Annotated in this window: 11 protein-coding genes and 2 pseudogenes; 6 read left to right on the top strand and 7 right to left on the bottom strand. The window is 57.9% G+C overall.

Going from position 1 to position 14,359, the window contains the following annotated elements; all coding sequences use genetic code 11:
• Positions 1-42 precede the first annotated feature (42 nt).
• The 3 genes and pseudogenes from A0U92_RS18115 to A0U92_RS01980 all read left to right on the top strand — a co-directional run.
• Positions 43-296 (top strand): annotated as a pseudogene (locus A0U92_RS18115) (IS481 family transposase); the annotation flags it as partial.
• 283 nt (positions 297-579) lie between these two features.
• Positions 580-762, top strand: a complete 183-nt coding sequence (locus A0U92_RS17955) for a hypothetical protein (RefSeq protein WP_077811778.1) — start codon at positions 580-582, stop codon at positions 760-762.
• A 425-nt stretch (positions 763-1,187) separates the two neighbouring features.
• Positions 1,188-1,385 (top strand): annotated as a pseudogene (locus A0U92_RS01980) (transposase); the annotation flags it as partial.
• A 152-nt stretch (positions 1,386-1,537) separates the two neighbouring features.
• Here the strand turns inward: A0U92_RS01980 and A0U92_RS01975 are convergent.
• Positions 1,538-2,137, bottom strand: a complete 600-nt coding sequence (locus A0U92_RS01975; protein WP_077814191.1) for a DNA-3-methyladenine glycosylase I — start codon at positions 2,135-2,137, stop codon at positions 1,538-1,540.
• 93 nt (positions 2,138-2,230) lie between these two features.
• Here A0U92_RS01975 and leuB point away from each other — a divergent pair, with 93 nt between their 5' ends.
• Positions 2,231-3,340 (top strand): 3-isopropylmalate dehydrogenase, encoded by a 1,110-nt coding sequence (gene leuB, locus A0U92_RS01970; protein ID WP_077811776.1) that lies wholly within the window; start codon positions 2,231-2,233, stop codon positions 3,338-3,340.
• A 197-nt stretch (positions 3,341-3,537) separates the two neighbouring features.
• Positions 3,538-4,053, top strand: coding sequence for a hypothetical protein (locus A0U92_RS01965; RefSeq protein WP_077811775.1), 516 nt, complete (start codon positions 3,538-3,540; stop codon positions 4,051-4,053).
• Between the two features lie 46 nt (positions 4,054-4,099).
• Here A0U92_RS01965 and A0U92_RS01960 read toward each other — a convergent pair whose 3' ends face one another.
• The 6 genes from A0U92_RS01960 to A0U92_RS01935 form a co-directional block, all read right to left on the bottom strand.
• The gene (locus A0U92_RS01960) at positions 4,100-4,732 is read right to left on the bottom strand and encodes a M15 family metallopeptidase (protein ID WP_077811774.1); all 633 of its coding nucleotides are present in this window, start codon (positions 4,730-4,732) and stop codon (positions 4,100-4,102) included.
• A 325-nt stretch (positions 4,733-5,057) separates the two neighbouring features.
• On the bottom strand, positions 5,058-7,292 hold the full coding sequence (locus A0U92_RS01955) for an FUSC family protein (protein ID WP_236748228.1): 2,235 nt from the start codon (positions 7,290-7,292) through the stop codon (positions 5,058-5,060).
• 293 nt (positions 7,293-7,585) lie between these two features.
• Positions 7,586-8,110 carry an adenine phosphoribosyltransferase gene (locus A0U92_RS01950; RefSeq protein WP_077811772.1) on the bottom strand — a complete coding sequence of 175 codons (525 nt, stop codon included), beginning with the start codon at positions 8,108-8,110 and terminating at the stop codon, positions 7,586-7,588.
• Positions 8,111-8,296: 186 nt separating this feature from the next.
• Positions 8,297-10,534: an ATP-binding protein gene (locus A0U92_RS01945; protein ID WP_077811771.1), complete on the bottom strand. Its 2,238-nt coding sequence runs from the start codon at positions 10,532-10,534 to the stop codon at positions 8,297-8,299.
• Between the two features lie 269 nt (positions 10,535-10,803).
• A complete protein-coding gene (locus A0U92_RS01940) occupies positions 10,804-12,087 on the bottom strand; it encodes a multidrug effflux MFS transporter (RefSeq protein WP_077811770.1) in 1,284 nt (427 codons plus the stop codon).
• A gap of 303 nt (positions 12,088-12,390) precedes the next feature.
• A complete protein-coding gene (locus tag A0U92_RS01935) occupies positions 12,391-13,140 on the bottom strand; it encodes a TVP38/TMEM64 family protein (RefSeq protein WP_236748227.1) in 750 nt (249 codons plus the stop codon).
• A gap of 136 nt (positions 13,141-13,276) precedes the next feature.
• Here A0U92_RS01935 and A0U92_RS01930 point away from each other — a divergent pair, with 136 nt between their 5' ends.
• The gene (locus A0U92_RS01930; RefSeq protein WP_077814190.1) at positions 13,277-14,326 is read left to right on the top strand and encodes a COX15/CtaA family protein; all 1,050 of its coding nucleotides are present in this window, start codon (positions 13,277-13,279) and stop codon (positions 14,324-14,326) included.
• The last annotated feature ends 33 nt before the right edge of the window (positions 14,327-14,359 follow it).

Raw genomic sequence — 14,359 nt, 5'->3', positions numbered from 1 at the left:
TCACGTTCCATGCGGTTCGACATGACCCGCGAGCCCAACGGGATCGGGCATCGCCTGACGAAACCCAATCACCCCTGGACCAATGGTCAGGGCAAGCGAATGAACCACACAATCAGGCAGGCAACCGTCAAACACTTCCATTGAGGACGCACCTCAATGACTTCATGGTGGCCTGTAACTTCGGGCGAAGGCTCAACAACGGTCTGACACCCTGTGAATACATCTGCAAGATATGGGCTTCAGAGCCAGAAAGATTCATCCTCAACCCAATCCATCAAAGCCCGGGACTAAACACGCAAGAGGTCACGGACAGAACTCGTTGTTCAGACGTTGGCATTGCCGTAACACTATTAGGTTCAGACTGAACAATTATTATCTATAACATGCAATTCTTGAAATAAAAATAATTACGAAAGTTGTCCGGTCAAACCGGACAACTTTCGCGCCAGCCTGTATTGTAATCTCTTCAACTTATTTTTTACAGGATGAAGTTAGCGAAGAAATTTTAGGCCCAGCGAATGATATTATTCAGAATATTATAGAAGGAGCCGGCATTCCATCCACCATAAACTGCTGGAAATGAGGCAGGACCACAGCCGCAATTGCCAGAAGGCGGTGGCGGGGGCGCAAAACCACAATTACCAGGTGGCGGAGGTGCAAAACCGCAATTGCCAGGAGGCGGCGGAGGAGGCGCAAACCCGCAATTGCCAGGAGGTGGCGCCGGAGGAGGTGCAAAACCGCCGCAACCACCCCAATCATTAAACCCAGGCAGAACGCCAGGACCAAAACCCCCCGGAAAAAGACAGCATCCGCCGGAAACTTCTACTATTTCAGCTACGTTGAGATCACGCATCGTTTTCTCCCATTTAAGACACATTCGAGCGCTCAAGTGGACGAAACGCCAAAAAGACACACATGTCAACAAAACATTAACGAATGCTTATAATAAATACTCCTGGTCACAAAAATGACATTCCAATCAGGAAGTAATTCGGTCCTGATCTCACATCAATTCCCACGGAATCGCGTTACTGTTCATAATATGTGTTCAGTCCCGGGATTTGATGGGTTGGGTTGATGATGAATCTTTCTGGCTCTGAAGTCCATGCCCTGCAGTAGAAGGGCACTAAAAACCCCATGGTTTTGCACGCATGTCTATAGTTTCATATCTCCTATGGTGATTGGGGCAGCTTGAAGTCTTTTCCCGGACTGTGGATTTTGAAGTATTTCGCTCTGATCTGGAGACGGCTCTGGCCTGTTCAGACGGACGCAAGGGCGGAAGCCCGTCGTTTGATCCGGTGCTGATGTTCAAAATCCTCGTGATCCAGACCCTGAATAATCTGCCGGATGAACGGACGGACTACCTGATCAACGATCGCCTGTCGGACGCCACGGTCTCAGACGTAGCAGTGGAGCAAGAAATCCGTGTCGATCTGCCCTGAACGTTTTTGGTGAGGCTTTTTCCAAAAATCTTCAGAACACATTGTCTTTTTGAAAAATATGACACCTAAAACTTCCGGTTCTACCATCCACCTCTTTAAACCGGCACTTTGAACACTGCCCTTGCCGCATCGACCTTCTCCCGTGTGATGCAGCCCGGCGCATGGTCGTTAACCAGTCCCATGGCCTGCATGAAGGCATACATCGTGGTTGGCCCGACAAACTTCCAGCCGCGCTTTTTCAGATCCTGTGACAGAGCGCGGGATGCCGCCGTCTCCGCCACGATTTCAGGTGCTGCCAGTCTGTCCGGCTCGAAGCGCCAGACATAGGCGGCCAGAGATCCTTCCTGCTCCACAAGCTCCAGCATCCGTCGGGCATTGTTGATCGTGGCTTCGATCTTCCCGCGATGCCGCACGATCCCTGCGTCTGCCAGAAGCCGCTGAACATCTGTCTCACCAAACCGGGCCACACGTTCCGGATCGAATTCCGCAAACGCGGCCCGGAACGCTTCCCGCTTGGCCAGAATGCTCCGCCAGCTCAGCCCGGCCTGAAACCCTTCCAGACAGAGCTTTTCAAACAGTCGACGGTCATCCGAGACGGGGAATCCCCACTCATGATCGTGATAGGCTTCATAGTGTTCCGTCACCGCGCACCACGCACAGCGCTGCTGTCCGTCCCGTTCTGCAACCGTCTGCATCACCCTCTCCTGCCGCGTCCGATCCGCCTTACATTGAAACAGGATCGTCCCGCTGATAAGCACGCCTGACATAACAGGACACCGGAGATTGTCATGAGTGCCAAAAAACTGCTGATCCTCCCGGGTGACGGCATCGGCCCCGAAGTCATGCGCGAAGTGGCGCGCGTCACCGCATGGCTCAGCCGCAAGCGCGGCATCACGTTCGACGTCTCCGAAGACCTTGTCGGTGGCGCGTCGCTGGCCGAATACGGCACGCCGATCCGCGAGGAAGTCATCCAGAAGGCCCGAGAGGCTGACGCCGTGCTGTTCGGCTCCGTCGGCGACCCGAAATGGAACAGTGTCGGTTTCGACAAGCGCCCTGAACTGGCGATCCTCAAACTGCGTCAGGAACTCGGCCTGTTCGCCAACCTGCGCCCGGCCAAGGTGTTCGATGCGCTGGTGGACGCCTCCACGCTCAAGCCTGAGGTCGTGAAGGGCCTCGACATCATGATCGTCCGCGAGAGCACGGGCGGCATCTACTTCGGCGACCCACGCGGGATCGAGACGCTGCCGAACGGCGAGAAGCGCGGCATCAACACGGAAGTCTATGCGACACACGAGATCGAGCGCGTCGGTCGTGTGGCGTTCGAGATGGCACGCAAGCGTCAGAACAGCGTCTGTTCCGTAGAGAAGCACAACGTCATGGAAAGCGGCCTGCTGTGGAAAGAGGTCATCACCGATCTCCATGCCCGCGAATATTCCGATGTCACGCTGACGCACATGCTGGCTGACAACTGCGCCATGCAGCTTGTCCGCAATCCACGTCAGTTCGATGTGATCGTCACCGGCAACCTGTTCGGCGATATCCTGTCCGATCTGGCGTCCATGCTGACCGGCAGCCTAGGGATGCTCCCCTCCGCCACGCTTGGCGCGAAGAAGTCCGATGGTCGCATGCCCGCGCTCTATGAGCCGATCCATGGCAGTGCTCCGGACATCGCGGGCAAGGGCATCGCCAATCCCATCGCGCAGATCCTCTCGCTGGCAATGTTGCTGCGTTACTCCTTCGATCTCGAAACTGAAGCGACGATGATCGAAAACGCCGTCTCGGCCGTGCTGGCGACCGGTCTGCGGACTGCCGACATCATGAGCGAAGGCAAGGCCCGCGTCGGCACCGACGTGATGGGCGAGGCTATTGTCCGCGAACTGGACAAGCTCGCTGACTGAACCCTGAAAGCGGGAAAGTCTCAAAGGCGCTCTTCCTTGAGACTTTCCTGAAATCTCGCTCTTGCTGCGAACAGGTTGGATAGATCTCCAGCCTGCCGCTGCACTTCTGAATGGCAGTCATGCGGCAGGCGTGTTCTGCCTCGGAGCTGTCCTCGCTAGAAAACATTCCACCAGACAGATGCTGTGAGGAATGGGCGATGACCACGACATGGGGTGATTTTCAGGCGATTATCCAGCTTTCAGCCGGGTTGAACGTCGCCATCCTCAGCTTTGTCGACATCAGTATTCCAGCCATCAAGGAGCGCCGTCACGTCTTTACCAAAGCGCGACAGGAACTCGATATCTATCGGAAAAATCCCCACAAGATCACCACCGAAGACAAGGCGGCACATGCCGACAGGGTGGGCGAGATCGACCGTCAGCTGTTCGATCTGTGGCATGAAACTTCAGACTTCGAGCAGATTGAGGATTCAATGCTCAAGACCACAGGCGTGTTCGGTCTTCTCGGAGCAATCCTGAGCATCAGTCTGCTGTGGTATTCCGGCGTTCGTTATGACACGCGATTACCCACATTTGGTATGGTGCTGACATTGACTTCATTTCTGTCTCTGTTCGCCGCCTTCTGTGTGAATTTCTTCACGGCGTTTCGCGCTACACACTATACGAAACGCTGCAACACCTTGAGGCAGAGGATGCGCGAAACGCTGAAGTAAGACTGTCGCGTTATGCTGAAAGATCCTCCGGTGAGGTGAACTTCTTTCAGGACAGGAACGGAAGTCCTTTTTCAAAACTGGCCCTGATTTCCTTTGCATTCTTACCTGTTTTCAACTGGTAATGTGGTGGATCAACAAAGGAAGTCCAGTCGCCGCCCCATTCCAGTTCTGGTATTGCAGCCTTGGCCGCTGTCGCCAATGCCTGATAGGCCTTGCTGTCATTCGGTTTGCTACCGTCCATATACCGACCGTTTTCTTCAAATATTCCGACATCCCAGGCTATACCGAAATTATGATTACTCTCCCCTCCCCGAGCGTTGGTCACTTTCTTTTTCTGGGGGTCAATGGTTCGGCCAATAGCGTACAGAGCATTCTGTTCAGCATATGTCCTCGTACCCGAAATTATTTTTACCACAAGAGGATACAGATCCCGAGATGTCGCAAGCATACGTCGTGCAATGATTTGCGCGACAGGAAGCAGTGATTCAATATTTCTCTCACTACGCTCGTCAAATTTTCCTTCATTATCACGGATATACTCATACTGTTCTTTCAGCTTGCGGCTGGCAGAACGCATATCCTCATGGACGACACCATCAATGGCGCCACCATACAGGCCACAGGAAGCACAAAACCGCTGAAAGAAAACAACATCATCATGTGTTTCGAACGTTTTCATGATATTTTTCCAGTAATTTAATAATATTATTTTGCAAAATTCAATTTAATTTAAGAAAAAATCACAGAAAATTAAAATATTTACTTTTATTCAATTCGTAACATGTCAGATATTTATGAGCAATCATAACAGTATGAGCATCACGAAAACACAAAAGCCATTCGAATTAAGTTCGCAATATCCTTAAATTATAAGGATTTTTCTTAAACTCATCACAAACAACAAAACAGAGTATCAATTTCTCTGAAACAAACCGGACATATGAATTTTTATACCTCACACCACATACTCAAAATAATCTCCGGAAATATTCCTGTCTGTTTCCTTATTGAAAAACCGGATCAAGATAAGGACTGGACGCATCGAAGAACAGCCGGTTCTCTTTCAGTTCCGCCGCAATAACCCGCAGATCAGCCAGCGCCCGCAGAATTTCCACCCGCTGGGACAGATTTGTCTCCCCCTGCTCCAGCCGCACCAGAGCCGCAACCGCCGCATCGGTCGCATGTTCCGTGCGGCCATAATGACCGCCATAGCGCCCCGTGAACTGGGCCATGCGCGCCAGCATGTCCTGCACATTGCGCTTTGCCTGAGCTGGCAGGTTTCCCCGCGCCATAACCTCCCGCAGGCTCAGGATCGCAAGCCCGACAGTCATGCCGGACAACACGCCATGAAGATAGGCGTCAACCACGGGGCCGCGCCGTCCGCCGACGGTGTTGAGCAACCGGACCATGCGTTCGATACTGACGCCTATCACGTCATGCGGACGCAGCGGGTAAGGACGCCGCGCAAGTCCCCGCAGCATCTGAAGGATCTGCATGCGCATGGTCCAGCGCACACCGTCCGGATCAAGCGGCAGGAAGATGCGATACATCCACATGCAGAACGCCATCGTCAGGAAAAGCGGCATGGCGGTGTTGAAAAAGGTGATCTCATCCAGCATCCGCTCGTCGTTGAACGGACTGACCAGAATGGTGAGGAACAGGTTGTAGGCCACCGCTCCCAGAATGGTCGCAGGGTTCGAAAAGGCCAGTCCGCCGACCATCATGACGGGAATGAAGCACATCGCCATCATCTCGTAGGTCGAGATGGCGGGCATGACGAGAATCACCATGAACGCTGCGACGGCCGTGACAACCACGGTGCCGTGCAGGAAGGCGCGCGTGGCGACGGCCGGTGTCTCGAGCGTCGAGAAGAGAGAATTGATGATGCCGACGAACATCAGGAAAAACAGACCCTGCGGCCATGCCGTGGTGATCCAGATCACACCCGCCACAAACATGGAGACGCTGGCGCGCAGACTGTTGCCAGTCGCCTGACGCCAGTCACGCCATGTCTCGATCGGATAGCGGAAGTGGTCATGGGCGATCGGATTGCGGCTCGCCTCGAACTGCTGGAGCGAGGTCGCCAGTTCGTCGAGCATGTCGCCCAGAATATGAACCGCCTGCCCTTCGCGCGTGATGACGGTCTCCGCCACCACATCGACGGGGGGATGCGTGACCATCTCCATCTCACGCGCCAGACAGTTGGCGGCTTCCACACGGCTCGTGGCGCGCAGGTCATTCAGTTCGGCCATGATGGCGCTGAATGCGGCAGAATTGGGCAGGCGATCGGGCAATGACAGCAGAAAGGAGCGGCTGTCAGACGCCAGCTTGTCCCAACTCGCGCCACAGGACGCCGGATCGGCCATCAGGGCCGCAAGCTCCAGCCCACGGGAGAACAGGGCGGCGACACCCGCCAGAGCCGCACGGGCATGATCGCCTTCACGCTCGTGCTTTCCCATCTCGATCTCGGCAAACTCGATCTGATCGCCAAGACTGGCCAGCGTCGCCATCATCTCGGCTGATTTGCGCAGCGCATCGCGCTCACCGGCGAGCAGAGCGCCCAGCGTGTTCGCGGTTGGCTTGATCGCCGCCACGTAATTATCGACCAGTCGGTTACGGGCGCGTTGTGTCAACTGGAACTGAAAGAGCGAGGAGATGACGGTTTCGCAGACAATGCCCAGCGTGATGTAAGTCGCGCGAGCCATGGAAATTTCGAAAATATGGCTGGGGTCGGCGATCCCGTCGAGGGAGATGATCGACAGGGTAAATCCGCTCGCCCGCATGCCATGCATCCGGTAGTTGGCCATGGAGGCCGGACCGGGCAGCAGCGTGCCAACAAAGCACAGCATCCCGATGAAGCCTGAAAGAAGCAGGATGAAAAGCAGTGGCTGCTGGGGCGCCGAGGCCACCAGTCCGAAAGCGATCAGCGTGCCGACAATCATGCCGAACATATGCCAGCGGGCCTTGGCCAGAGACTTGCCGCGCGAGCCCTGTGCGATCATCCACACCGTGAGCGGCGCCCATTGCGGACTGCCGAGTTCCCACCACAGGGCGATGCCGAGGGCGATCAGGGAGGCGATGGTGGTGCGGAGCGCATAACCGAAATTCAGCAGGCTGGGCGCATACAGCCATTTCTGCCGTGCAACCCATGAGCCGAACCGGCTTGATGTAAAACAGGTCAGAAGAAAATGAAGCCGGGCCATGAAGGGATGCTGTCCGGGAATCGTCCCATCATTCATGCCCATACCTCACGTTGTTACCCGAACCGACAGTCATCATTGTGACCGCTTACACCAGCATGCTTACAAGCACGTCTCAGCAGGATGAATAACTCAATTTCCCGCAAGGAGGGGCGCAGCACACACATGGCCGCATGAAAGCAATGAATACGAAGAACTCATCGCTTTCAGAAAGAGAGGCAAATTTCTCTTTGCACTCAGGGCAATCTTTTACCGGTATCGACCCGAACAGGACTACCCTTTACGTCTGTATCCGGCTGGAAGAGAGAAGTTCTCTTCTCCAGCCGTCATTCTCAGTCGTCGTAGGACAGCAGCGCGTGAACCGGCACATCGACCTTTTCGCGACCACGCAGCGCCGTCAGTTCCATCAGCACCGAAGCGCCGACCACGTTCGCACCCGCCTTGCGCAACAGGGCGATGGATGCGGCGAGCGTACCACCTGTCGCCAGCATGTCATCGGTTACAACCACGCGCTGGCCCGGCTGAATGGCGCCCGCCTGAATATGCAGCGTGTCCGAGCCATATTCGAGATCATAGCTGTGTGAGATTGTCTCACCCGGCAGCTTGCCCGGCTTGCGAAGCATGACGATACCCGCGCCCAGACGTGTGGAGAGCGGAGCTGCCGTCAGGAAGCCGCGGGATTCGATGGCGGCGAGCTGATCGGGCTGCCATGGCGCGACGGCGTGCGCCATGCGGGCGGTCGCGAGCTGCCAGGCGTCAGCATTCCGCATGAGGGAGCCGATATCGTAGAACAGGATACCCGGCTTCGGGAAATCCGGAATGCTTGCAATATACTGCTTGAGGTCGATGTCGTTCATGAGCCGGGCCGATGCGAGTTGACGGGAGGAACGTCTTCAGACAGGGAAGCGCCACAATCATGACGCGTCTTCGGACAAAGCGCGGCGGACACTACTCTGTGAGCAAAGGGGTCGCAAGGCGACCTGCGCCGTTTGCCGCAACCTTTCCTTTCCATCGATCCTGCCTGAACAGTTTTATGAGCAGCGTCAGGCCGAAATACGCTCCTGCATCGCCGCCGCCACCGTTTTGAGAAATCCTTCCCGCCGGAAGGGTTTCGGCAGAAGCTGGACGACGGGAAGGGCCGCCGCCGGCCGGGGGCCATCCAGAGTGAAATCCCCGGACATGCAGACAATCCCCAGTTCCGGCAGACGCTCGCGCAGCAACCTCGCCAGCCGGAAACCATCGAGCGGTCCGGGTAGCTGGATGTCGGTCACCAGCAGATCGTAGCTGTTACCCGCTTCGACCACCAGATCGAACGCGGCTTCTCCATCCGCAGCTTCCGTGACGCGATATCCGTCGAGACCAAGGATGGTCGCGACGATATCGCGGATGGCCGGATCATCCTCCACCACCAGCGCCCGCAGATTGGTGCTGGCTGGCGCCGGTGTGTAATCAACTGTCGTCCGGGCCGTCTCGGTCAGGGCGCGTGGCAGCCAGAGTGACACGCAGGTTCCGTGACCCGGAGAGGAGCCGACAACCACCCGCCCTCCGGCCTGTCGGCAGAAATCAACCACCATGGCCATGCCGAGCCCGGTGCCCGCACCATCGTCCTTTGTCGTAAAGAACGGTTCAAAGAGCTGCTGAAGTACTTCCGGGCCCATCCCGCAGCCATCGTCAGTGACATCCACCCTCACCCATGCTCCGGCAGGCAACGGAGTCGGCTCGGACGAAACGCGCAGGCCACGATTGGCGTCGACAGGCAGCGACAGCAGGTCGACGGCCGTCGGGAATGACGCATTGCTGGCGCAGATGCTGACCCTGCCACCACCCGGCATGGCGTCCCGGGCGTTGATGGCGAGGTTGAGCAGGGCGCTTTCCAGCTGGGCCGGATTGACCTGCACATGCCAGATGTCTTTGGCTCCTCCGCACTCGACAGTAATGCGGGGGCCGATCACGCGCGCAAGCAGGCCATTGGTCAGAGCGAAAATGTCGGCCAGGGCGACGGTATCCGGGGCCGGTCTGTCCCGACGGGTAAAGGACAGCAACTGACCGGTCAGGGTTTCGGAGCGTCTGGCCGCATGCGCCGCGGCATCCAGACAATGCTGTCGCCGTTCACTGTCCGAAGCCTCGCTGGCTTCCGTAGCGAGTTCAATGTTGCCCAGAATGACGGTCAGAAGATTTTTGAAATCGTGAGCTATCCCTGCTGTGAGCTGCCCGACCGCGCGCAGTTTCTGTGATTCACCCAGAGCCCGTTCGCTGCGCAGCCGGAGCGTGATGTCGTTGGCCGTCAGCACGAAGCCCCGGCGATCCTCCGCATGCAGAACATCATCCGAGGCGAAGAACAGGGTCCGGCAGAGCTCAAGATCCGCACCGTTGATGCCCTTGCACTCGACCATGACCGGCGGGGCCGATTCGCCACGCTGGAGCGCATGTTCCACATGGGTGAAAGGCTCGAGCAGCGGCTGCCCATCGACAACAAGGGCGTCGCTAAGATCGTCATATGACAGACCCGGGCGGAGAACGCCCTCGTCGAGACCGAGTATGGAGCCAAGCCGGTCATTCCAGTGACGAAGCTGACCGTCAGTCCCGAAGACAGCGACGCCGATGGCCAGACTGTCGAGCACGGCCCGAAGCTGAAGCGCGAGATTGCGGCTGCGCCCCTCGGCACGCGCGGCTGCAAGCGAAGTCCTGTCCAGAATCCACCCGGCCGTCACCATGATCAGCACGCCGATAATGATGCCGATCGCATCAAGCCGTTTCTGCCAGCTCGTGTTGCGGAGCATGTCGGCAAGACGTCCCTCGCGCCGTGCCGTATCGACGCTGGTCAGGCTGATGAGGGCTGCGTCAGTTCTGGAGAGGATGGTATCGGTTTCGGGACGACTTAGCGTGCTGTCGTCGGAGGCTTCCCATTTTGAAATCGTGTCCAGAGACGTTTTCAGCTCATCCAGACTGGCCGGACGGATCCGGTTCAGACGCTCCTGAACGTGCTCCACGGAGGGAAAATCGCCTCTGATCACATTGATCTGGCCGAGAGCATCGTGGAAGCACTGGCGCTGGGTCTCATCATACGTGGCGAGCCACGCGAAACGGCAGATACGGGCCTGTTCAATTTCCCGGTCCAGCGAGCGGAGAATCTGGTCAGCGCTCGCGCTCTGACGGTCCATCTGGCCATGCCGCGCCATTTCATTACCCAGCTGCATGGCCAGGGTTCCGAAAGTCACAATCAGCAGCGCGGCGCCCAGAAGTGCAAGAACATGGGCCCGTTTGGCAGGATGGCGAGCCATCTTTTATCCCGTCAGAGAGTGGCGCGTGCGGCATAGCACTGCCATATCACGCCGTGCGTCAAGGTCTTCTTTATACAGACGTGGCAGTCAGCAGACAGTTTTTTCCTGTTATCATTCCATCTGCGGCATGATCTGCACCGCTGACATCCGCCTGCATGTCTCGATCGCCAGGAAGGCCGTTTCCCCTTTACAGCCCGAACCGGCCCGGACTGATCACGCACCACCGGCCCGAACCGCGCTGCGCCCTATCCCTGCCCGAAGGGCGGACCCTATCGGACAGCCGGGCGCATCGGGAGGCATAAAAGCATGGCTACCGCACCCATCGCCATGCCGATGGCCATCGGCAGAGGCGTCTGTTCACCAAAGAACGGCATGCCCGACAGCAATCCTACGAGAACACCCGCGATCGCGCCGAACACATATTGCATCGTGCCCGCCAGAGCGGACGCCGTGCCTGCGACACGGGCCTGATCCGCCAGAGCGCCCATCGTGGCGTTCGGATAGATCACGCCGGTGGGGCTGAGCGTGAGCAGCATGGCCATGATGACAGGAACCACCATCAGCGACAGACCGTGCCCGGAGCCGGGATGGACGTTCAGCCAGAACGCAATCGCCGTCAGCAGCAGACTGCCGACAAGGGAAATACAGATGGCGACGGAGAGGATTTTATGAGGGTCAAACCGGCTGACCAGAGCGCCGTTGACCTGGGACGCGCCGATCATGAACACGGCGAACAGACCAAACAGCATCGAGAACTGGAACGGCGTAAAATGGAAACCGTTGATGAAAACCGGTGACGCAGCCGTCAGGTAGCTGAACGACAGAAAGGTCGAGAAAGCGGCGATCATCGCGTGCGAGAGAAAGGCGCGATGACGGAGGAGCACGATGTAACGTGTCATCAGCGTGATGGGCGGCAGGCGCAGACGGTGCTCGTGGTCCAGCGTTTCCGGCAGCATACGCAGAACCAGCAGCACGCAGAGGAGCCCGTACGCCGCGGACGCCCAGAAGATCACCCGCCACGATACGAAGGTCACCACAATCCCGCCGAGCATCGGAGCGAGAATCGGCACCACACCCATGACCATCACGAGACGGGACATCATGCGCGCTCCCGCCCGCTGATCCGGCACCAGATCGCGCACGCAGGCGGTCGGGATGACCAGACTGGCCGACGCCCCGATCGAGGCGACGAAACGGGCAATGCTGAAGGTCACGATATCCGGTGCAGCCGCACAGACAGCCGAGCAGACTGCGAAAATGACATTCCCGGCGATCAGCGGCATGCGCCGTCCGAACCGGTCCGAGAGAGGACCGACCGTCAACTGTCCGATGGCGAGCCCGACGAACCAGATGGACAGCGTCATCTGCACGGACGACAGACTCGTATGCAGCGTCTGCACCATCGAAGGGAACGCCGGCAGATAGATGTCCGTCGAGATGGGACCGACAGCCGTCAGGAATCCGAGCAGAACCGGCAACCACCAGGGCGTTGTCGACTGGACTTCATACCTGTGTCGTGATGAAGGCTGCTGAGGCTGGGCGTTAGCGGCCATGCCATTTCCCGGATGTTGTGGTCTGGTGATGTCTGGGCAAAAGCTTGCGGATTTATGACAGACGCGGCCACGGACAACGTGACGGTGACTTTGGATCCTGCACGCCATACAAAAATAAAGAGTTATGGCGTGTCCTGCTGCTCCTAGCGTCCCGCTTTGCTTCTCTGCAAGGGGTAAGGTGAGTTTTTCTGATGCTTTCCATCATTGTGACGGCAGGAACACTTGCGTCGTTGTGGAGCAACAGGCGAAAAACATGATGCAGCCTGTCGCAGTGCATGGCTGATGGTCAGACGAAAAACCGGCCTACCGCTTACGGGCAAGGCGTCTGAGCAGCCGGTATCCCAGAACACCGGAAACTGCGAAAAGCGCCACGGCAATGAGTGTCCGCCCCACACCGCCAAACTGCGCGCCTGACCCCAGCAGAACAAAAATGAGGCTTTGCGGAAGACTTCCCACCAGCGTCGCGGTTGTAAAAGGCAGCAGGGCGACAGCGGACAGGCCCGCAAACAGGTTGAGCAGCAGCGCCGACCCAACCGGCAGCAGGCGCAGGGTAACAATCGTCTCGAACGGATGGCGATCAAGCATTCCGGCGACTCGCTCTCCGTAACGCATGAGAATGCCACCTTTTCCCTGATGTTTCCTGCGCGCCATGGTCTCCCGCGCCCAGTTGTGCGCGCCCCATCGCGCCCAGGCCCAGCACAGCACTGAGCCCGCGACGGTACTCAACGTCGCGAACGCCGTTCCTTCAGCCAGACCGTACGCCACACCAGCCGCGAAACACAGGATCTGGCGTGGCAGGCCAAAGAGGCACCAGAGCGTTCCGGCGAGACAGAACCAGAGACGCCCGGAAACACCCTGACGGAGCTGGGCTGTGTCATTGAGCAGATCATGGAGCGCGGGCACTTCCCGCAAGGCAATCGCGCCGCCCAGAAGGACGATCAACATGACGGCCGGACGGAGGAGAGAAAGTGCGGATGGGACCGTCTGGTTCCCGGAATCCTTCTCCTGCTCTGGCGGGATCTGTCCGTCGTGCATTTCTGTCGGATCTGACATCGGGCTTTCGCTCATGGCGCGCGGTAACACCTCCTTGCCCACGGTTGCAAGAGCGCGTTAAACCGACGAAATGTCCAATACGTCCTCCCCTGCCTCAGCCTCTTCCTCAATCGACGCCATACAGGCTGGTGACGGCATGAGGCTGCGTGATCGCCGCCATGTTTCCAACTGGCTGCTGAGCATCTGCGTCATGCTGCTCGGCATGATCGCCCTCGGCGGCGCGACTCGCCTGACCGGCTCGGGTCTGTCGATCATGGAATGGCGTCCGCTGACAGGAATCATTCCTCCGCTGACGCATGCCCAGTGGGAGCATGAGTTCGCTCTTTATCAGGGCATCCCGCAGTACAAGATTCTGCATGACGGATTTGGGCTGGCCGGCTTCCAGCAGATTTTCTGGCTGGAATGGATCCACCGTTTCTGGGGGCGGCTGATGGGCATCAACCTGCTCGGAGGTCTGGCGTTTTTTGCTTTCAGAAAAGCGCTGACCCGTGGGCTGGTGATCCGTCTGCTGGTCTTCTTTATGCTTGGCGGACTTCAGGGAGCGATCGGCTGGTTCATGGTGGCGTCAGGCTTCCGCGCGGACAGTACGGCGGTCGAGCCGGTGAGGCTTGTGTTGCATCTTGGCATGGCGCTCCTTCTGTATGTCGCGATCCTGTGGACAGCGCTCTCGGTGCGTTTTCCCGAGCCGGAAGTCCTGCCTGATATGGCTGGTGCGCGCCGGACCCGCAGCGTCCTGCACGCGGCCCTCGGCCTGATCGGCCTGACGATTGTGGCGGGAGGCTTTACGGCGGGCACCCATGCCGGGTTCGTCTTCAACACGTTCCCCCTGATGGATGGCCATCTGATCCCGGAAGGGTACGCCAAGCTCAGCCCGTTCTGGTATAACTGGATCGCCAACATTCCGGCGGTGCAGTTCGATCACCGCCTTCTGGCGACAGTGACGGCGCTGGCAATTGGCCTGACAGTTCTCACAGGCATGAAAACAAAACTGACAACACGCGCCCACGCCGCCGTCGCATTGCTGGGATGGGCCGTGCTGATTCAGTACGCTCTGGGCGTCACGACGCTGCTGCTGGTTGTACCTGCATGGGCAGGAACTGTTCATCAGACATTCGCCGCAATTCTGCTTGGCATTGGCGTATTTGCCATGCACACGCTTCGGGGGGCCAGACGGAAGCGGTGGTGAAGCCCCCGCTTTATCCACAACGCTGTCCTCGCC

Source organism: Acetobacter aceti (genome assembly GCF_002005445.1).
GTDB classification, from domain to species: domain Bacteria; phylum Pseudomonadota; class Alphaproteobacteria; order Acetobacterales; family Acetobacteraceae; genus Acetobacter; species Acetobacter aceti_B.
This window is presented reverse-complemented; position numbering and strand designations above follow the sequence as displayed.

Excerpts from the sequence above, each read along its gene's own strand:
- A0U92_RS17955 (WP_077811778.1), top strand. The coding sequence starts at position 580 with ATGAGGCAGGACCACAGCCGCAATTGCCAGAAGGCGGTGGCGGGGGCG.
- A0U92_RS01975 (WP_077814191.1), bottom strand. The coding sequence starts at position 2,137 with ATGCAGACGGTTGCAGAACGGGACGGACAGCAGCGCTGTGCGTGGTGC.
- leuB (WP_077811776.1), top strand. The coding sequence starts at position 2,231 with ATGAGTGCCAAAAAACTGCTGATCCTCCCGGGTGACGGCATCGGCCCC.
- A0U92_RS01965 (WP_077811775.1), top strand. The coding sequence starts at position 3,538 with ATGACCACGACATGGGGTGATTTTCAGGCGATTATCCAGCTTTCAGCC.
- A0U92_RS01960 (WP_077811774.1), bottom strand. The coding sequence starts at position 4,732 with ATGAAAACGTTCGAAACACATGATGATGTTGTTTTCTTTCAGCGGTTT.
- A0U92_RS01955 (WP_236748228.1), bottom strand. The coding sequence starts at position 7,292 with ATGAATGATGGGACGATTCCCGGACAGCATCCCTTCATGGCCCGGCTT.
- A0U92_RS01950 (WP_077811772.1), bottom strand. The coding sequence starts at position 8,110 with ATGAACGACATCGACCTCAAGCAGTATATTGCAAGCATTCCGGATTTC.
- A0U92_RS01945 (WP_077811771.1), bottom strand. The coding sequence starts at position 10,534 with ATGGCTCGCCATCCTGCCAAACGGGCCCATGTTCTTGCACTTCTGGGC.
- A0U92_RS01940 (WP_077811770.1), bottom strand. The coding sequence starts at position 12,087 with ATGGCCGCTAACGCCCAGCCTCAGCAGCCTTCATCACGACACAGGTAT.
- A0U92_RS01935 (WP_236748227.1), bottom strand. The coding sequence starts at position 13,140 with ATGTCAGATCCGACAGAAATGCACGACGGACAGATCCCGCCAGAGCAG.
- A0U92_RS01930 (WP_077814190.1), top strand. The coding sequence starts at position 13,277 with ATGAGGCTGCGTGATCGCCGCCATGTTTCCAACTGGCTGCTGAGCATC.